Raw genomic sequence first — 18,360 nt, 5'->3', positions numbered from 1 at the left:
CGATGAACGCCGCGCAACTGCGTCGAGTCAATGCTGAAAGTTTTGCCCACTATCGCCAGGGCTTGATCGAGCTGTTGCTGGATGCGGTCAGGCACGGCGCGTCGATCGGCTTCATGGCCGACTTCGATGAGGCCCAGGCCCGCGCGTATTTGCACGGCGTGCAAGCGAGCATCGAAGACGCCAGCCTGTTGCTGTGGGTGGTGGTGCGCGACGAGCGCGTGATCGCCAGCGTACAACTGGCGCTGTGCCAGAAAGCCAACGGTTTGAACCGCGCCGAAGTGCAAAAACTGCTGGTACACAGCAGCGCCCGTCGCCACGGCCTGGGCCACCAATTGATGCAAGCCCTGGAACTCGCCGCGCGCCAACACAAGCGCGGCCTGCTGTACCTGGACACCGAAGCCGGCTCCGAGGCCGAAGCCTTCTATCAGTCGCTGCGCTACACCAAGGTCGGTGAGCTGCCCGATTACTGCCAAAGCCCGGACGGGCGCTACAGCCCGACCGCCCTCTACTACAAGACCCTGGGGCAACCTGCATGATTCCTGGTGAATTTCAGATCCAGCCTGGCGACATCGAACTCAACGTCGGCCGCCGCACCGTCAGCCTGAGCGTAGCCAACAGCGGCGACCGGCCGATCCAGGTGGGCTCGCACTATCACTTTTTCGAAACCAATGACGCGCTGGCCTTCGACCGTGCGCTGAGCCGGGGCATGCGCCTGAATATTCCAGCGGGCACGGCGGTGCGGTTTGAGCCGGGGCAGAGTCGCGACGTCGAGTTGGTCGATTTCGGCGGTGGGCGGCGGGTGTTTGGGTTTGCCGGGCGGATCATGGGCGACCTTTAGCGCCTCATCGGGGGCAAGCCCCCTCCCACAGTTGGAATGCATTCCCAGGTGGGAGGGGGCTTGCCCCCGATAGCGATTTCACATTCAACACATTTTTCTCAGGGCTCACACACATGAAAATCAGCCGCCAAGCCTACGCCGACATGTACGGCCCCACCGTCGGAGACAAGGTCCGCCTGGCCGACACCGAGCTGTTTGTCGAAGTGGAACAAGACTTCACCGTCTATGGCGAAGAAGTGAAATTCGGTGGCGGCAAGGTCATCCGCGATGGCCAGGGCCAGAGCCAATTGCTCGCCCATGAAGTGGTCGACACCCTGATCACCAACGCGCTAATCATCGATCACTGGGGCATCGTCAAGGCCGACGTCGGCCTCAAGAACGGCCGCATCCACGCCATTGGCAAGGCCGGCAACCCGGACATCCAGCCCGGCGTGACCATGGCCATCGGCGCCAGCACCGAAGTGATCGCCGGTGAAGGCATGATCCTCACCGCCGGCGGCATCGACTCCCACGTGCATTTCATCTGCCCGCAGCAGATCGAAGAGGCGCTGACCAGCGGCGTCACCACCATGATCGGCGGCGGCACCGGCCCGGCCACCGGCACTAACGCGACGACCTGCACCTCCGGCCCGTGGCACCTGGCGCGCATGCTGCAAGCCAGCGACTCGTTCCCGATGAACATCGGTTTCACCGGCAAGGGCAACGCCAGTTTGCCCGAGCCGTTGATCGAGCAGGTCAAGGCCGGCGCCATCGGTTTGAAGCTGCACGAAGACTGGGGCACCACACCCGCGAGCATCGATAACTGCCTGAACGTCGCCGACCAATACGACGTGCAGGTGGCGATCCACAGCGACACCCTCAACGAGTCCGGCTTCGTCGAAACAACGCTGGCCGCGCTCAAGGGCCGCACTATCCACACCTATCACACCGAAGGCGCCGGCGGCGGCCACGCGCCGGACATCATCAAGGCCTGCGGTTTCCCCAACGTGCTGCCCAGCTCAACCAACCCGACGCGGCCATTCACGCGCAACACCATCGACGAACACCTCGACATGCTGATGGTCTGCCATCACCTCGACCCGAGCATCGCCGAAGACGTGGCCTTCGCCGAAAGCCGCATCCGCCGCGAAACCATCGCCGCCGAAGACATCCTGCACGACCTCGGCGCGTTCTCGATGATCAGCTCCGACAGCCAGGCCATGGGCCGCGTCGGCGAAGTGATCACGCGTACCTGGCAAACCGCCGACAAGATGAAAAAACAGCGCGGCGCCCTGCCCGGCGACGGCCCCGGCAACGATAACTTCCGCGCCAAGCGCTACATCGCCAAGTACACCATCAACCCGGCGATCACCCACGGCATCAGCCATATCGTCGGCTCCATCGAAGTCGGCAAATGGGCTGATCTGGTGCTGTGGCGCCCGGCATTCTTCGGCATCAAGCCGACCCTGATCCTCAAGGGCGGCGCGATTGCCTCAAGCCTGATGGGCGACGCCAACGCCTCGATTCCCACGCCGCAGCCGGTCCACTACCGGCCGATGTTCGCCAGCTTCGGCAGCGCCCTGCACGCCACCAGCCTGACCTTTATCAGCCAGGCCGCCGAGGATGCCGGCTTACCGCAAGCCTTGGGTTTGAAGAAGCAGATCGCGGTGGTCAAGGGCTGTCGCAACGTGCAGAAAACCGACCTGATCCACAACGACTACCTGCCGCACATCGACGTGGACCCACAGACGTATCAGGTCAAGGCCGACGGCGTGTTGCTGTGGTGCGAACCGGCGGACGTGCTGCCGATGGCGCAGCGGTATTTCTTGTTTTAGCGCCGCTGATTCAACCCTGAAAACCGAGGTGTTCAGGGTTGCGTTGCACGCCGCATGATCAATCGACGCTGCGCCCCATCGCCTGGTCGCAGAGCCGGCGCAGGATGTTTTTACTTTCCTCGGCCAACACGGCAATGTCTGCGTAGTATCGCGCGTCACTCATCACCTGGCCGGGGGCGATTTCGCTGGCGGGCTTGCCCAGGGTGCGGGCGGTGGTTTCGATGATTTTTCGTTGTGCGGCCTTTTGCGTATCCGACAGGTTGCCATCGGTGGCCCACGCCGTCTGCGCTTCCAGCAGATCATCCAGCGCCCGGCTCTTATTGAGCAGCACCTCAAACGCCTCGGCGTTTGTGGCTTCAAGGTAGTTGCGCCAGAAGTCCTGCTCGATCAGTTGTTCCCGCAGCAGATCGCCCTCCTCCAGGCGCGTGACACGCTCATAGGCGTCATCGAGCATCTTGGGGGTCACGTCCGGTTCACTGAAGCGCATGCTCCTGGATTGCCAGGGCAGGTCCAGCCTTTGGGCAAGCCCGGTGACATACGCCAGGTGGATCTCCACCTCATCCAGCGTGCGTAACCGGTTGCCTTGGTCATCGTACTGGGCAACCAAATTCCCCTCGGCATCGTAGCGAGGAAAAGGCCGCCCCTGTGCCCTGAGTTCTTCCACGCGGGCGCGGGCGATCCTGCCCACCTCCTCCAAGCGCGACTTGCCCTTGGCCAGGTCCAGCAGTTCAAGCCGGACCCATTCCGGGCGACCCGACGCATGGGCTTCCCACTGCAGTACCTCGACCCCCATCGCGTTGAACAGTTGGGCGCCGGCGTCAACACAGGTAGTCGGCGCCGTGGCCATTTGGAAGAGTTTTGCGCGTAGCCGGGGTTCGGCGTCGGCAGCCTCGAGCATGCGCCAGACTTTCGCCGTCAGTTCGATCTTGTACGGCGCTAAAAGCGCATCGGACGACTCCGACAGCTTTCTGATCTCATCGAAAAATGGTTCCGAACCGTGCGCGCCTTCCACGGCATCCCAGACCGGCTGTTTGGCCTGCCATTCGTCCGCCGTCAAACCGGCCATCCAGTGCGCACTGTCTTGCGTCCCGGCGGGCGGTAGGCGCCGCTGCGGGTCGATACCGACGGACTCGATATAGCCTCTGAGCGTGCTGCGCACCTCTGGCGTCAAAAGCAACTGGTCAACACGCGCGCGGGCGAGCACACCGGCTTGATCAGAGCCCAGGGCCACGGCGGGTATGCGGTCAATGGAGTTGGCGCTTAAATCCAGCACGAACGAGCGCGGCCGTGGCACCTCAAGGAGGCCTACAGGCCAGTCGGTCAGCCCGGTGCCGCCCAGCCAGAGCAATCGCAGCTCATGCATTTGGCTGATATCAGGCGCGAGCCCCAACGGGTTGCCATCCAGCCACAGTTCGCGTAAATGCCGCATCAGCCTCAAGCGCCCGACCGCCTCTGCATCCAGAACGATATGGTTTTCCGCCATTTCCAGCACCCCAAGACGTGACATCTGCGTGATCTGCGGCGGCAGTCGAGTCAGCTCGCACGCGGCAATATCCAGGGCTTGCAGGGCGGTAAAGTGCGACAGGAACGGCACGTTTACATCGCTGAAATCGGAGTTCGACAGATCCAGCCCGCTCACATGGTCAAAGTTGGCACTCAATGCCGGCAGGCTTTGCAGTTGCCGGTGAAACGGTTTGTTCGCCAGTTCGATCTTCTGCCCCAGGTAGCGCCCGGCGGCGTCGTAATGCCGGGCGCCGATCCGGCGCCAGGCATCCTTGAGCGCGCGCACGATCTCGCTGCGCATCAGCAACTGTTCGTGGTAGGCCGGGCTGCCGAACTCACCCACGCCTTCAATCGGTACGCTCATCCAATGTTGCAGCGCGGCATCCAGCACCTTGTACTCGCGCTCCAGCGCCTTGAGCCACAGGTCGCTGTAGGGATCGTTGGCCGCCCGCAGTGCAATCACCTCCTCGTCGGTGAAGTCCGGGTACAAGCTGCTCAGGCGCGCCTCAAGGAGGCGATCCCAGTCCCCCAGGCCTACGCCCCGGCCACTCAAGGGATAGCCACGGCGATTGCCGGGCAAGACGCTGGGCGCGACGAAGAACGGCCGGCTCTCGGGCAGCATTTGCAACAGACTGCGTAATTGCGGCCGGGGCAAGGCATGTCGCTGGATCAGCGCCTTCAATTGTTGCCCCTGCCCGACGTGAGGCAAGCCCAGGGAAACGCGATGCGCATCAGGCAAAGCATGCTGGATCGAGCCATAGAGACTGTTGATGATGTACAGCGAATTGGCCGCTTCATCGAACGCCTGATACCGACCTGGAGACACCCACACCAGCACCTTGCGGCTGCTCGCGTCGACGGGGCCGACACTGGCGCGCAATGCGCCCTCGTAGTCACGTTCGCGCACCTCCAGCCGCAAGTCGTCTTGCCAGCCGGGCAGCGCTTCGAGGGTGTTGAGCACCAGCGTCTCGGTGTCCGGGCCGACCAGGGCCTCCAGGTACAGCCCTTGATAGGCGCGCACCAGGCGCACCTGGCGCTGCATGCCACGGGCCTTCTGAGCCAGCGCCAGCGGCACCTTGCCGGTGTGTTTGAGGCTTGCCAGCTCAGCCGTCGGTGCACCGTCAAGCAACTCGCGGCCCATGGCATTCGGCAAACCTTTGAAATCACGCTGCAACACCTGCAATGCCGAGTCGGCGACAGGCGCCTGACGGTGATACAAACTGTTGAACAACCGCGCGCGTTGCCCGACCGAAAAATCCGCCAGGGCCGATTGAAGCAGCGTTATGCGCGCGGCGTTATCGACGGGAATGTACTGATAGAACTGGCGCAGGATCTGCGCCACCTGGTCTCGACTGAACGCCTGGATGATGCGTTCGGGTAATTTGCCGGTCATCAGGTCCGTCATGCTGATGTTGATCACCTGCGTCGCGGACTGCCCCGCAGGCGCGTACCGAACACGTTGGGTCGCTGCTCCCGAGCCCTCAGTCACTTCAATGGCCCACGAAGCCGGCCACTCTGGCAGCTCTACCGCCAGCGGCACCGCATACTGGGCCAAGGGGCTGGACAGGTTGCCGCTGCGAATCAGCTCGCTCACCTTCACCGCATCGGCGTAGGCCCGAAACTGGCTGGCCGTGTCGTTAAGCACGGCCGGGACCGCCGCGCTTTCGCTGTGTACGCGGCGCAATACGCCGTCATCCACGTCACTGACCGTGCGAATCTGCTCCAGCTCGATGTCGTTGAAAGCCTCCATGGACGATCCCAGGCGTTGCATCAAGCGTGGCGGCTGCCAGCTCAGCGGCTGCTCCATCTCATGGTGCCAGCCACCGGAACCGTTGTGACGGATCTCCGGCTGGTAGGCATCGGGGCGCCGCGGATGCTGAATGCGATATTTGCCGGGGTACGGGTCTTTTTTCAGCTCCAAGGGCTGGCCTTCGAGCAGCAGAATCTGGTCACGCCCATAGATATGCAAGCCTTCCGCCGAGGGCAGCGAATCCGCCGCGATGTTGATGTTGCGCACATAGGGTTTCAGGTCCGGCTTCCAGAGCCGGACTTTGCCGCCGGGCACTTTGACCAACTTCAGGCTTTCGACAAACGGCGAGACGCTAAAGTGGAAAACCACTGCGCCGGCGCCGAGCATCACCAGGTTTTCCAACACATCGCCCACGTGCAACCAGCCGGCCTCGCGGTCCCCCGAGCTCAGCTCATGAACCCCTTCAAAGACCTCAAACAGCAACTGGGCAGCCGTCACCGCCAACATCGCATAGCCCAATGGCGGCACCGCCATCGAGACCGTATTCAACACCAACATGCCCAGGCCCAGGTAATGCGACCAGCGGCGGGCGCGGTTGGCGGCATCGGCATGCGCGGTCGTTATGGCTTCGGCGAGCCCATCGTCCAGCAAGCGCTCGAGCTGGCTTTCGTAGAGTTCGTCCCACAGGTCGATGATGCTCCAGAGCCCCTTGATCGGGTCGCTGTTGATATCCAGATTCGGGCCTTTGATGGGGATTCGAACGGTATGGGCGGGGTCACCCAGCACCTGGGTGAACGGCGTCGGCGCGAGCAATTTTGACCAGAACTGCCCACGCTCCGAGCGCATCCACCGCGCCGCCCATGACTGCTGCGGCGCGTCGTCGACCAACTCCGTCAACCGGCGAAAGTAATAGGGGCGGTCCTTTTTGGCCACAAAACGGCTGAAAAACACCTGGTATTGCGTGGGTTCGATGCCCTTGGATCGGTCGTCATCTTGGCTGCCGTGGGTCAGGCGGTCCGTCATGTCCTGGCGGAATTGGGCAAACGACTCGTAGCGCTTGATCGGCTGGACCGGATCGTCGGGAAACCAGGCGATAAACCAGGTGCCATAACGCCGGATCACGCTCGGCTCGATGAGCAAACAGCCTTGAAGCCGCAGGTGCATCAGGCAGGGCGTGCTGTACCAGATCTGTTTGTCGCCGATCTTGATGTTTTGCTCACCGCTGGCCACTTTCAACAGCAACGCAAAATCATCCGCGCCGATATCCCCCTTGAGCAACGCGAGGTGCGCCGCGACCTTGAGGGCGTCTTTTTTCCAGCGGGTAAAGCGCAGGCGCAACAACGCCTCGTCGACCACATTGGCGGAGCGCAGGTGGCTATTGAGGTAGGCCTGGTACTGACCGCCCAGGTCCAGCTCACGGCAGAGCGTGACGAACGTATCGAGGGGAAGCGCGGTGGTGACACGCTCAAAACGACCGGTGTCATCGTTGGGCCGGGTGATGAAACCTGAAGCACTGTTGAAAAAGCCGGGCGCCGCTTCCGGTGCTTCAAAGTTGTTCAGCGCCGCTTGCAGCAGGGAAAACGTCTTGGTCTTGAACCCGCCCGTTTGCCGGCCGAAGGCGTCTTCTGCCGGCACATACAGCAGCAGATACGTTTGCTGCACATCCAGCGTGTAACCGGCGTCTTTTAATGCGGCTTCCAACAACGGCTGGGCGAACGCCGTGACCGTCTGGACCTTTGCCATCTGCGCTTCCCATTGGTTCAATGAGTTCCAACTGGCGTCGACAAAGGTCTTGAGCGTGTCTTTTTGCTGCTGGGTGGTCCAGATGTACCAGCCAGGCAACTCAGGGCTGAGCTGGCGCAGTGCGGCGCGGTTGTGCGCGGAGGCGTTGACGAGTGCCTGCGGTATCAGGCTGGCGAGCGTTGCGTAGTGCTGCCCTTGGTCTCCCGCAGGAAGCGGGGCTTGGGTATGGGCCATGAAAAACTACCTCATTGTGAAAATGAGCAGCTTATTCATGGCCCCCACGGGCCTGGGCCTAACTATGCAAGACAGTTGCCCGGGTGGATCAGTTGTTCCAGCCTTTGCGCGGATCGAAGGCGGCGCTGTCGGCCAGTGCCTTCCACAACCCGAGCACTTCCTCGCTGGCCTCTTTGGGCATCACCACTTTCAGTTGGATGAACAGATAACCGCGCTGCCCGCCCTTGTTCATCAGGCCATGGCCCTTGGCGCGCATGCGCTGGCCGTTCTGGCTGCCGGCCGGGACCTTGAGGTTGATCTTGCCGGTCAGGGTCGGCACGGCGACTTCGGTGCCCAACGCCAGTTCCCACGGTGCCACCGGCACGGTGATCACCAGGTTTTCGCCTTCGACCTCGAATGTTGGGTGCGGCGCAAACTTGACGATCAGGTACAGATCACCGTTGGCCCCACCGCCAATGCCCGGTGCGCCCTGGCCTTTGAGGCGGATGCGCTCCCCGTCGGTGACCCCGGAGGGGATCTTCACGTTCAGGCTCTTGACGGTGTTGCTGACATGCCGGCCCGAAGCGTCGTATTGCGGTACCTGGAAGCTGATCTGCTTGGACTCGGTGGACAGCGTCTCTTCAAGAAACACCGACAGTTGCATCTCCACATCCTGGCCTTTGCGCCCGGTACTGCGGCGCTGACCGCCGCTGAAGCCGTCGCCACGGGCGCCGAAGATCGAGCTGAAAAAGTCCGAAAAATCCCCCTGATCCTCGCCGCCACTGTAGCCGCCACGGCTCTGCCAGCCCGGTGGCCCCTGGAACGGCTGGCCATGCTGGCCGTATTTGCGCAACTCATCGTACTCGGCGCGCTTGTCGGCGCTTTTCAGCGCTTCATAGGCTTCAGACGCGTCCTTGAACTTGGCTTCGGCGTCTTTTTCCTTGCTCACGTCCGGGTGATATTTGCGCGCCAGCTTGCGATAGGCGGTCTTGATCGCCTTGTCGTCCGCCGTCGGCTCCACGCCAAGGATCTTGTAATAGTCTTTAAAGTCCATCTGGGGGGTCACCCTCCGTCATCGATATCGCACAGCCAGCGGCACAGCATGCGCCGGTTTGCAGCGTTTGGATTGACTGAACTCAATCCCAAGCCGATGGCTGCGTCAGAAGTTTATCGGCACCGCACGAATAACCTTGCAGCCACCGACCGTATGCTGGACAAGTTGGGGGCAAACGCTGGTCTTTCAAGGCGCGCGGCCGGCTATTTAACAGATCGTCGGCCTACGCATCTGCGCGCGGGTGGCATACACTGCGCGGCCGTTTTTCAACCGGAACCCGATAGACATGAAAAACCCATCCCCAGCCCGTGCCTGCGGCATCGACTTTGGCACGTCCAACTCCACCGTCGGCTGGATTCGTCCCGGCATGGAAACGCTTATCGCGCTGGAGGACGACAAAATCACCTTGCCGTCGGTGGTGTTCTTCAACTTCGAGGAGCGCCGCCCGGTCTACGGTCGCCTGGCGCTGCACGAATACCTGGAGAACTACGAAGGCCGGCTGATGCGCTCGCTCAAGAGCCTGCTGGGTTCCAAGCTGATCAAGCATGACACCAGCGTGCTGGGCACCGCGATGCCGTTCACCGACTTGCTGGCGCTGTTTATCGGCCAACTCAAGAGCCGTGCCGAAACTGCTGCCGGCCGCGAGTTCGAAGAAGTGGTGCTGGGTCGCCCGGTATTTTTCGTCGACGACGACCCGATGGCCGACCAGGAAGCCGAAAACACCTTGGTCGACGTGGCACGCAAGATCGGCTTCAAGGACATCTCGTTCCAGTACGAACCGATTGCCGCGGCCTTCGACTACGAGTCCACCATCGAAAAAGAAGAGCTGGTGCTGATTGTCGACATCGGCGGTGGTACCTCGGACTTCTCGCTGGTGCGCCTGTCGCCGGACCGTCGTCACAACGACAACCGCCACGACGACATCCTCGCCACCGGCGGCGTCCACATCGGCGGTACCGACTTCGACAAACAGCTCTCGCTGGCCGGCATGATGCCGCTGTTCGGCTACGGCAGCCGCATGAAAAGCGGCGCCTACATGCCCACCAGCCACCACATGAACCTGGCCACGTGGCACACCATCAACTCGGTGTACTCGCAAAAATCCCAGCTGGCGTTGGGCAGCATGCGCTACGACATCGAAGACACCGGCGGCATCGACCGCCTGTTCAAGCTGATCGAACAGCGTGCCGGGCACTGGTTGGCGATGGAAGTCGAAGAAACCAAGATCCAGCTGACCCACGAAAACAGCCGCCATGTGCTGCTCGACCGGGTGGAGCCAGGGTTGAGCGTGGACCTGAGCCGTGCGCTGTTCGAGTCGGCCATCGATGCGCTGCTCGAGCGCGTGCGTAACAGCGTCACCCAATTGCTCACCGACGCGTCGGTGGACGTGGCGCAGGTGGACACGGTGTTCTTTACCGGCGGTTCCAGCGGCATTCCGGCGCTGCGCCACAGCATCTCGGCGATGCTGCCGAATGCGCGGCATGTGGAAGGGAATATCTTTGGCAGTATCGGTAGCGGGTTGGCGATTGAGGCGAGCAAGCGCTACGGCTGCTGATCTGCCCCCAACTCACGGGCACTGAAAATCAAAATGTGGGAGGGGGCTTGCCCCCGATGGCATTCGCTCAGTTGATACCTGCATCGACTGAAACTCCGCTATCGGGGGCAAGCCCCCTCCCACATTGGATTGCATCAAGGCTGGGCGTTGAGGAGGGTTGCCATTAGTTGATTGACCCGCTCCGCCGCCTCCAACTTTTGAAATGCAATCTAAATTGTGGGAGGGGGCTTGCCCCCGATTGCAGTGGGTCAGTCACCAGGAATATTGACTGACACATCGCTATCGGGGGCAAGTCGAATCGTCGCACCGCCCCTCCCACACTCAGACCATCCCACCGAGCTTCAACTCACTCTTCAAATACGCGTAGTAAATCGGCCCAGCCACCACGCCTGGCAGGCCGAACGCGGCCTCGAACACCAGCATCGCCAACAACAACTCCCAGGATTTGGCACTGATCTGCCCGCCGACGATCCGCGCGTTGAGGAAGTACTCGACCTTGTGGATCACGATCAAATACCCCAGCGCCGCCACCGCCACCCAGATCGACAGCGACAGCGCGACGATGGTGATCAGGGTGTTGGACATCAGGTTGCCGATCACCGGCAGCAGGCCGAGCAGGAAGGTCAGCACGATCAGGGTTTTGGTCAGCGGCAGGTGAATCCCGCACAGCGGCAGCACCACGGCGAGGAACACGGCGGTAAACACGGTGTTGAGGGCCGCGATCTTGATCTGTGCAAAGACGATGTTACGAAACGCCTGGACCAACAGGTGCAGACGATCGAACAGCGCGGCGGCCAAGGGTTTGCGTTTGGTCAGGTCAGGCACGCGCTGCAGCGCCATGATCGCGCCGAGCACCATGCCGATCAGCAGGGTGACGAACATGTGGGCGGCATCTTTGCCCACCAGTTGCAGGTCGCTCAGGTGTTTGCTGATCCAGTCGCCAATGGCCACCCGGAATTCGGCGGCGCTGGCGGGCAGGTAGGCATCGAGAAACGGTGGCAGTTGGCCGCGCGCGCGGTCGACCACGCCCATGAATTTGTCGAGGGAGGCCCCGGGATTTTCCGCTTCGTGAAGCAGGAAGCTGATCGCGCCGGCAAAGATCAGGGCCAACACGCTGACGATCAAGGTGCCGAGCAAGGCGACGGCGAGCCAGCGCGCACGCCGACCTTCGATCAGCCGTTGCAGTTGAGGGGTAAGCATGTTGACCAGTTCAAACACCAACAGACCGGCCAGCAGGCTGGGCAGTAACTTCAGCGGCAGAACCAGCAGTAACCCGCCGAAAATGATGATGTAACTGGCCAGCAACAACACGTGACGCTGAGAAAACGTTGGCATACAGCCTCAAAACGAACGGCGTTAAAGGATGGGCAGTCTGCCAGCCTTGGCGGAATCAAGCGAGGGGATCGGTGGTGAATGCGATCAAGTGTGGGAGCTGGCGTGCTATCGCAGGCAAGCCAGCCTCACACATTTGCTCTTCAGCGGCCGCGAAATCGCCATCAGCCTTTGAGGCAGGTGCTCATGAACGTCTTGCGTGCATCGCCAATCAGCGCCTTGGTTTTCGCCGACGCATTGCAATCCTTCATCTTCTGCTGCTGCGGGGTCAATGTCTTCGCATCATTGGCCGCCGGCGCCGACAGGCAGGTTTTCATGAAGGTCTTGCGCTCGTCGCCCTTGAGCGTCTTGGTGGTGGCCTCGGCATTGCAGGTGGTCATTTTAGTTTGCTGGGCGGTCGCGGCAAAACCTTGGGAACACAGCATCAGGCCCATCATCAACAACGGAATTCGCAGCATCTTCATGGAGTTTTCTCCCTGTTACCGTGCCGGACGGCACGGCCTACCGACGAGTGTAGCCAAACCTTGTAACATCTTCACCGGCCACGGATGTTTGCCCGTCGGTACTGCTCCGGGGTACAGCCGGCGTGGCGCTGGAACATCGCGATAAACGCCGAGGCGGTGCTGTAGCCGAGGTCGAAGGCCACCTGTTGCACGCTGCGCTCGCTGTCGAGGGCTTCGATGGCTGCCAGGTAGCGCAGGCGCTGGCGCCATTCGCCGAAGCTCATGCCCAGCTCGCGCACAAATTGGCGGGCCAGGGTGCGTTCGCTCACATGCACCTGCTCGGCCCATTGCGCCAAGGGGCGGCTATCCCCCGGTTCGGCCTGCATGCCTTCGAGCACGCCGAGCAGCCCGGATTGGCGCGCGTAGGGCAGGAAACCATCGTGGACCGGTGCCTGCTTGAGCTGGTCCACCAACACCTGGGCCAGGCGGATATCGGCTTCGGTGTGGGGGATGTTGACGTCACGCTGGGCGAAGTCACTGAGAATCGCCTTGAGGATATCGCTGATCGCCAGGGTACAAGGCTGCTTGGGCAGTTGCGCGCACAACGCCGGGGCGAGGCCCACCGAGCGGTAGACAATTGCCTGGGCATTGTAGGAACTGTGCTCGGTGTCCGGCGGTATCCACACCGCGTACTGCGGCGGCGACATAAAGCGGCTGCCGGCCACTTCCATGCGCATCACCCCGCTGGCCGAATAATCCAACGAACCCCAGAAGTGCCGGTGCGGGGTGCATTCGGTGTTCGGGGCAAAATCGGAGTAACGGAAGTACACCGGGCTCGGCAGGCTGGGGAAATCCGCAAGGCGGACGGTGTGTCGGGGCATGTTGTCTGGATTCAGAGGTCGTTTGTCTGGATCGCAGTATAGGCTTCGATCCAGACAGGGGGATAATCGCGCCTCATCAACACATTGGGCTGCTTTCAATGCAATACGCGTATCCCCTGCTGGCCATTTTCATCTGGGCCGGCAACACCGTGGTCAACAAACTGGCCGTGGGTTCGATCTTCCCCGCTGAAATTGGCTTCTACCGCTGGTTGCTGGCGGCGCTGCTGTTTACCCCGTTCATGCTCAAGCCGGTGATTGCGCAGTGGCCGATCATCCGCCCGAACCTGGGCAAGATATTTATCCTCGGCGTGCTGGGCATGGCGGTGTATCAAAGCCTGGCCTATTACGCCGCGTCGCTGACCAGCGCCACCAACATGGGCATCATCCTGTCGCTGATGCCATTGATGGCGTTGACGGCGGCGATCATCAGCCTCGGCCAACGCCTGACGTTTGGCGCACTGAGCGGCGCGCTGCTGTCGTTCGCCGGCGTGGTGGTGGTGGTGTCGTCCGGCAGCCTGGGCGCGTTGCTGCAACACGGGGTCAACCTGGGCGACGCGATGATGCTGGTCGCCACCCTGGCCTACGCGGTCTACAGCACCCTGCTGAAAAAATGGCAGCTGCGCCTCCCGCCGTTGGTGTTGCTGTATTTGCAGGTGCTGGTGGCGGTGGTGGTGCTGTTTCCGCTGTTTCTGTTTTCGGCAAAAGCCGGGCTGGGCTGGGCGAATATCCCGTTGGTGCTGTACGCCTGCCTGCTGGCCTCGATGCTCGCGCCGTTGGCCTGGATGCACTCGGTCAAAACCCTGGGGCCGAGCCGCACCACGTTGTTTTTCAACCTGCTGCCGCTGATTACCGCGCTGATTGCGGCGCTGGTGTTGAAGGAAGCGTTGGCGCCGTATCACCTGGTGGGCGGGCTGTTGACGTTGGGCGGGGTGATTTTGTCGGAGCGCTGGACCACGCCGGTTGGCCGCAAGCTGGGCGTTGCCTGAGCTATCGCTCATCGGGGGCAAGCCCCCTCCCACATTGGACCGCGTTCGCCCTGGCGCCTCGGTCAACTGTGGGAGGGGGCTTGCCCCCGATGAACGATAACGCGGTGCATCTGCTACACCCCAGCCGCCTTGAGCCGCCGCGCATGCTCGACAAACAAGCGGATCGGCTGCGCCCCCTTGCCCACCAACCCCAGCGACTGGTTGACGATATCGAAATGGTCGAGGGCGTAGTCATCGCCGATCACCGTGCCCAGGTGTGAGCTGTAGCGTCCGACCATGCCATCGCACTGGCCCTTCTCACGCACGAAGCTGCGGGCGAACAGGCGGCAACTGCGATTCGTGCCATCGAACAGGTTGCGCCCGCGATCGGTCTTACCCGGTTGCAAGGTGCCGGACCACGAGTAATAGCGCACGCCATTCACCGCTTCGGCGCCCTGCCCGCCCCACGTCTGCGGCAATCCCTGGGGATATTCACGATTAAACAACGCCACCCCCGCACTGGTCAGCGACTGGTGCGAGGCGTGCAGGTCCGCCCTGAAGCGCGGGCCACGGTAGCCGGTTTCGAGCAGGCTCATGACGGCGGCGACCAGATGAAACAGCGCGCTGACGACCCGGCCTTTGACGCTGTCCATCGGGTAATGGGCATGGAAATAATCCGCCAGCTCCGAGCCGTGATTGGGCCCGGCCACCGACGTCACCGACGCGATCCACTCCGGGCGCTTGGCGGCGGCATAACGCGCGGTGAGCGCGCCCTGGCTATGGCCGATCAGGTTGACCTTGTCGGCGCCGGTTTCGCGGCGAATCCGCTCGACCTGCACCAGCAACTGCTCACCGCGCACCTCACTGGCATCGAGCGGCGCCACCTGCACCGCAAACACCTGCGCCCCACCCGCCCGCAGCGCCGGGACGATGCCATACCAGTAAGGAAACAATCCCAGGCGCACAAACCCCAGCATGCCCGGCACCAGCACCAAGGGGTAACGCGTGGCTAACGACTGCGACATGAAGCGAACGTCCTTGATCAAGAAAGGATGCGAGCAGGCTAACCCAATCCGGCGACGCGCTGATGACACCTGTCGGTAAATCCAATAAAACTTTTTGCGTTGCGCACGACTCACACCTTGGAGCGATCACGCCGGCAGAGCGTGGCGTAAAACCGGATTAGCACCAGGAGATTGAGATGACCGAAGCACACTTGACTGACGTTGCGACCCTGCGCCAGCGCGCCCGCCAGAACGTCGAAAACGGCGCCGTGACCGAAGGCTACGGCGCCGACCGCGAAGAGATCATTCGCCTGCTCAACGCCTCGCTGGCCACTGAACTGGTCTGCGTGCTGCGCTACAAGCGCCACTACTTCATGGCCAGCGGCGTGAAAGCGCAGATCGCCGCTGAAGAATTCCTCGAACATGCGACCCAGGAAGGCGAACACGCCGACAAACTCGCCGAACGTATCGTGCAGTTGGGTGGCGAGCCGGAATTCAACCCGGACCTGCTGTCGAAGAACGCCCACGCGCAATACGTGGCCGGCAACAATTTGAAGGAAATGGTCTACGAAGACCTCGTCGCCGAGCGGATTGCGGTCGACAGCTACCGCGAAATCATCCAGTACATCGGCGATAAAGACCCGACCACTCGCCGTCTGCTTGAAGAAATCCTGGCTCAGGAAGAAGAGCATGCGGATGACATGGCGGATATTCTCGAAAGTCTGTAAATGACTGCGCATCTAAAAAGGGGGAAGCGGGTTAGCCAGCTTCCCCTTTTGACCGTCAGTTCGTCAGAAACCATGATAGGGCCATCCCCGCCATGGACGAGAGTGTGAGCAGGTAGGGAAGAACACTGTCACTGTGGCGAGGGAGCTTGCTCCCTCGCCACGGGTTAGCGGTTGCCCGCTCTATCGCTTAACTGACCGGCATTAGCGCCGAATCAACCTTTCACAGTCTTCGGCGCCTTGCCTTCCTTCATCTGCTGCAACAACGGCGCGCACTGATTGGGCACATCACCGCTCGGCGCGACCAGTGCCAGCAACCCGGCGGCCGGGCCGGCGATGATCCCCAACGCGACCATGCCGGCGCCGCGCAGTGCCAGGGGGATGGCTTTCACGCCGGCATTCGGTTTGATGAACGGACCGTTCACATACAGCGGTGAGCGCAGGGAGAACAGGCGGAAGCCTTTCGACTCCGGGGTGATGGTCAGGTCAAGCTGCTCCGAGGCCATGTTCGCCGTGCCATCGATGTAGATGATCGCGTTCTCGGTATCGAACACAAACAAGCGTGTGGTCGCGAGCCCGGTCTTGATGCCGAAGTCCGCCGCTGCGCAGTTGATCTTCACTTCCTTGTCGCCAAACAAACGCCCGACGACGTAGTTGCCCACGTTGAGCCCGACGATTTCCATCAGCCCCCGGCTGATGGCGCCGTCGTTGATCAGCATCTTCAGGTCGCCGTTGGCCGAGCCCAGCAACGCCGCCACCGAGTTGCCGCGCCCGGCAATATCCGCATCGCCATTGAGTTCGCCAAAGCTGGTTTTCATCGGTTCGAAGGTCGGGAACAACTGCTTGAGCTTGAAGTTGCGCGCGGTCAATTTGGCGCGGCCTTCCATTGGCGTGACGCGCCCGTTCAGGCGAATCTGCGCATCGAGCTTGCCGCCAGCCACGCCGAACCGCAGGGGTTGCAGGCTCAGTTCGCCGTCGGTGAGCACCAGGTGCGTGTAGAGGTCGGTGAAGGGCAAGTCGGTGCTGTGGACGATGCGTTTGCCGGTGAATTCGACGTCGGCATCCATGTCACGCCAACGCTCGGTGCGGAAGGCTTCCACCGGCAGTACTTTGGTCGCCGGCTGTTTACTCATCCCGCCCCGGGCCTTTTGCTTGGCGTTGGAATCAGCACCGATCAAGGGGGCAAGGTCGGCCATCAACAGTTGATTGGACACCAGCGTGCCGCTGAGTTTGGGGCGTGGCTGGCTGGCGACGTAGGCCAGGTTGCCGTGGATATCGCTGGCGCCGATCTTGCCGTTGAAGTTTTCGTAGCGGAACGTCGCGCCGCTGGCTTGGTGCAGTTGGGCGATCAGGTGCCCGTCGGTGGAATAGGCCGGCGAGTCCGGCAGGGTGACACCGGTCAGCGGGTACAGGTTGCCCAGGCTTGCGCCTGCGAGTTTCAAGCGCAGGTCCAGGGCGCCGAGATTGAGCGGGTCGGTCAGGGTGCCGGCCAGGGCGATGCGGGTGTCGGCGATGTTCACCTGGGCTTGCAGCGGGAACGGCTTGGCCGCGTCCTGCAAAGCGAGCAGGCCGCCGATCTTGCCGCTGCCGTCGAGTTTCTGGCCGTGGTACTGGCCTTTGACCTTGAGACCGAACGCGTAGTCCTGGGGGGCCGCGCCTTTTTCCAGGGCCTTTTTGGCATCCGTCTCGCCGACGATTTCACCGAAGGGGATGGGTTTGCCCAACGGGTCGACGATCACGTCCAGCTGGGTTTTGAGGGTCTGGTCGTCGAGCGTCACGTGGCCCTTGTCGAAGCCGATGGCGCCGATCTCCACCACCCAGTTGGAGGGCTCAGCGTTGGGGTCCTTGGGATCAAATGTGAATACCCAGTTGGCACGCCCATCGGCCAGGCGCTGCAACTCGGCGCTCGGCTCGGTGAGGTCGATGCGCGGGATCACCACGCGCTGCACCAGCAAGGCCAACGGTGAGATACGCAGTTCCACTCGCTTGAGCGTGACCATTTGCGGGGTTTTCGACCACTCGGGGTTGCCCAGGCTCAGGTCTTCGGCGATCACATGGGGCCATGGCACCCAGGCACGCCAGCCACCCTGGTCCAGTTCACGGCGCCACACCACCGCCAGGTTGCCATTGACGGCAAACGGGCGATGCAGTTCTTCGGAGACCTTGGCATTGAGCGGCGGTTTGATGCGGTTCCAGTCGAAGAACAACAAAAACACCACCACCACGACGATTGACAGAACGATGCTGGCGCAACACCAAGCGACGATTTTACGAGTGCGCGTCATTGCACAGAACTCCTGAATACGACTGGCCGAGTCACAGCCCTTAAGACAACTTATACAGCTAGGACTGGCAAACCACCCCGGGGTTTAACCCGATCGGCGTTTTGCCAGAAAAAACCCATTTTTCTGACCGCCTCGACAGTTTTTTCCTACGCCAGCGCACCATTGGTACCCAGGTGCGTGTCGAAAATACCCAGTACGGTGCAAAACCGCGGGCTTGAGAGGCACGACTTAGAGCCTCCTACGAGAACAATCAAT

The 18,360-nt window shown here is 61.8% G+C and carries 13 protein-coding genes; 6 read left to right on the top strand and 7 right to left on the bottom strand.

The window, feature by feature from the left end; translation table 11 throughout:
- Window positions 1–2: 2 nt before the first annotated feature.
- The 3 genes from ACS5Q8_RS02880 to ureC all read left to right on the top strand — a co-directional run bounded on the left by ACS5Q8_RS02880 (window position 3) and on the right by ureC (window position 2,652).
- Entirely contained in the window at window positions 3–536 is a 534-nt protein-coding gene (locus ACS5Q8_RS02880; protein ID WP_276196296.1) for a GNAT family N-acetyltransferase, read from the top strand.
- Window positions 533–838: an urease subunit beta gene (locus ACS5Q8_RS02875; RefSeq protein ID WP_465159812.1), complete on the top strand. Its 306-nt coding sequence runs from the start codon at window positions 533–535 to the stop codon at window positions 836–838. Before ACS5Q8_RS02880 ends, ACS5Q8_RS02875 begins: the two co-directional genes overlap by 4 nt.
- A 113-nt stretch (window positions 839–951) precedes the next feature.
- Window positions 952–2,652 (top strand): urease subunit alpha, encoded by a 1,701-nt coding sequence (ureC, locus tag ACS5Q8_RS02870; RefSeq protein ID WP_426100359.1) that lies wholly within the window; start codon window positions 952–954, stop codon window positions 2,650–2,652.
- A 58-nt stretch (window positions 2,653–2,710) separates the two neighbouring features.
- Here the strand turns inward: ureC and ACS5Q8_RS02865 are convergent, their stop codons facing one another.
- Both ACS5Q8_RS02865 and ACS5Q8_RS02860 read right to left on the bottom strand, forming a co-directional pair.
- Entirely contained in the window at window positions 2,711–7,882 is a 5,172-nt protein-coding gene (locus ACS5Q8_RS02865; protein WP_465159811.1) for an NEL-type E3 ubiquitin ligase domain-containing protein, read from the bottom strand.
- An 88-nt stretch (window positions 7,883–7,970) separates the two neighbouring features.
- Entirely contained in the window at window positions 7,971–8,915 is a 945-nt protein-coding gene (locus tag ACS5Q8_RS02860; protein WP_276196287.1) for a DnaJ C-terminal domain-containing protein, read from the bottom strand.
- Window positions 8,916–9,201: 286 nt separating this feature from the next.
- On the opposite strand from ACS5Q8_RS02860, the gene ACS5Q8_RS02855 reads away from it, so the two are divergent.
- Window positions 9,202–10,470, top strand: coding sequence for an Hsp70 family protein (locus ACS5Q8_RS02855; protein WP_247400746.1), 1,269 nt, complete (start codon window positions 9,202–9,204; stop codon window positions 10,468–10,470).
- Between the two features lie 321 nt (window positions 10,471–10,791).
- On the opposite strand, the gene ACS5Q8_RS02850 is transcribed toward ACS5Q8_RS02855, so the two are convergent.
- The 3 genes from ACS5Q8_RS02850 to ACS5Q8_RS02840 form a co-directional block, all read right to left on the bottom strand.
- Window positions 10,792–11,805 (bottom strand): AI-2E family transporter, encoded by a 1,014-nt coding sequence (locus tag ACS5Q8_RS02850; RefSeq protein WP_276196285.1) that lies wholly within the window; start codon window positions 11,803–11,805, stop codon window positions 10,792–10,794.
- A 161-nt stretch (window positions 11,806–11,966) separates the two neighbouring features.
- Complete coding sequence (locus ACS5Q8_RS02845; protein ID WP_247400740.1) at window positions 11,967–12,266, bottom strand: PsiF family protein; 300 nt, start codon at window positions 12,264–12,266, stop codon at window positions 11,967–11,969.
- A 71-nt stretch (window positions 12,267–12,337) separates the two neighbouring features.
- Complete coding sequence (locus ACS5Q8_RS02840) at window positions 12,338–13,126, bottom strand: AraC family transcriptional regulator (RefSeq protein ID WP_276196282.1); 789 nt, start codon at window positions 13,124–13,126, stop codon at window positions 12,338–12,340.
- Between the two features lie 98 nt (window positions 13,127–13,224).
- On the opposite strand from ACS5Q8_RS02840, the gene ACS5Q8_RS02835 reads away from it, so the two are divergent.
- On the top strand, window positions 13,225–14,112 hold the full coding sequence (locus tag ACS5Q8_RS02835; protein WP_426100363.1) for a DMT family transporter: 888 nt from the start codon (window positions 13,225–13,227) through the stop codon (window positions 14,110–14,112).
- A gap of 113 nt (window positions 14,113–14,225) precedes the next feature.
- Here ACS5Q8_RS02835 and ACS5Q8_RS02830 read toward each other — a convergent pair whose 3' ends face one another.
- Entirely contained in the window at window positions 14,226–15,116 is an 891-nt protein-coding gene (locus ACS5Q8_RS02830; RefSeq protein WP_443693568.1) for an esterase/lipase family protein, read from the bottom strand.
- Window positions 15,117–15,292: 176 nt separating this feature from the next.
- Between ACS5Q8_RS02830 and ACS5Q8_RS02825 the strand changes: the two genes are divergently transcribed.
- The gene (locus ACS5Q8_RS02825) at window positions 15,293–15,823 is read left to right on the top strand and encodes a ferritin-like domain-containing protein (RefSeq protein ID WP_276196276.1); all 531 of its coding nucleotides are present in this window, start codon (window positions 15,293–15,295) and stop codon (window positions 15,821–15,823) included.
- Between the two features lie 212 nt (window positions 15,824–16,035).
- Here ACS5Q8_RS02825 and ACS5Q8_RS02820 read toward each other — a convergent pair whose 3' ends face one another.
- Window positions 16,036–18,105 (bottom strand): AsmA family protein, encoded by a 2,070-nt coding sequence (locus ACS5Q8_RS02820; protein ID WP_276196275.1) that lies wholly within the window; start codon window positions 18,103–18,105, stop codon window positions 16,036–16,038.
- Between the last annotated feature and the right edge of the window lie 255 nt (window positions 18,106–18,360).

It is taken from the genome of Pseudomonas sp. PAMC25584 (assembly GCF_058135675.1).
Note: the sequence above shows the minus strand (reverse complement) of the source record. Positions and strands in the feature narration are given on the sequence as shown.

Bases quoted from the DNA above. Each gene is read 5' to 3' on its own strand.
- ACS5Q8_RS02880 (WP_276196296.1), top strand. From the start codon at position 3: ATGAACGCCGCGCAACTGCGTCGAGTCAATGCTGAAAGTTTTGCCCAC.
- ACS5Q8_RS02875 (WP_465159812.1), top strand. From the start codon at position 533: ATGATTCCTGGTGAATTTCAGATCCAGCCTGGCGACATCGAACTCAAC.
- ureC (WP_426100359.1), top strand. From the start codon at position 952: ATGAAAATCAGCCGCCAAGCCTACGCCGACATGTACGGCCCCACCGTC.
- ACS5Q8_RS02865 (WP_465159811.1), bottom strand. From the start codon at position 7,882: ATGGCCCATACCCAAGCCCCGCTTCCTGCGGGAGACCAAGGGCAGCAC.
- ACS5Q8_RS02860 (WP_276196287.1), bottom strand. From the start codon at position 8,915: ATGGACTTTAAAGACTATTACAAGATCCTTGGCGTGGAGCCGACGGCG.
- ACS5Q8_RS02855 (WP_247400746.1), top strand. From the start codon at position 9,202: ATGAAAAACCCATCCCCAGCCCGTGCCTGCGGCATCGACTTTGGCACG.
- ACS5Q8_RS02850 (WP_276196285.1), bottom strand. From the start codon at position 11,805: ATGCCAACGTTTTCTCAGCGTCACGTGTTGTTGCTGGCCAGTTACATC.
- ACS5Q8_RS02845 (WP_247400740.1), bottom strand. From the start codon at position 12,266: ATGAAGATGCTGCGAATTCCGTTGTTGATGATGGGCCTGATGCTGTGT.
- ACS5Q8_RS02840 (WP_276196282.1), bottom strand. From the start codon at position 13,126: ATGCCCCGACACACCGTCCGCCTTGCGGATTTCCCCAGCCTGCCGAGC.
- ACS5Q8_RS02835 (WP_426100363.1), top strand. From the start codon at position 13,225: ATGCAATACGCGTATCCCCTGCTGGCCATTTTCATCTGGGCCGGCAAC.
- ACS5Q8_RS02830 (WP_443693568.1), bottom strand. From the start codon at position 15,116: ATGTCGCAGTCGTTAGCCACGCGTTACCCCTTGGTGCTGGTGCCGGGC.
- ACS5Q8_RS02825 (WP_276196276.1), top strand. From the start codon at position 15,293: ATGACCGAAGCACACTTGACTGACGTTGCGACCCTGCGCCAGCGCGCC.
- ACS5Q8_RS02820 (WP_276196275.1), bottom strand. From the start codon at position 18,105: ATGACGCGCACTCGTAAAATCGTCGCTTGGTGTTGCGCCAGCATCGTT.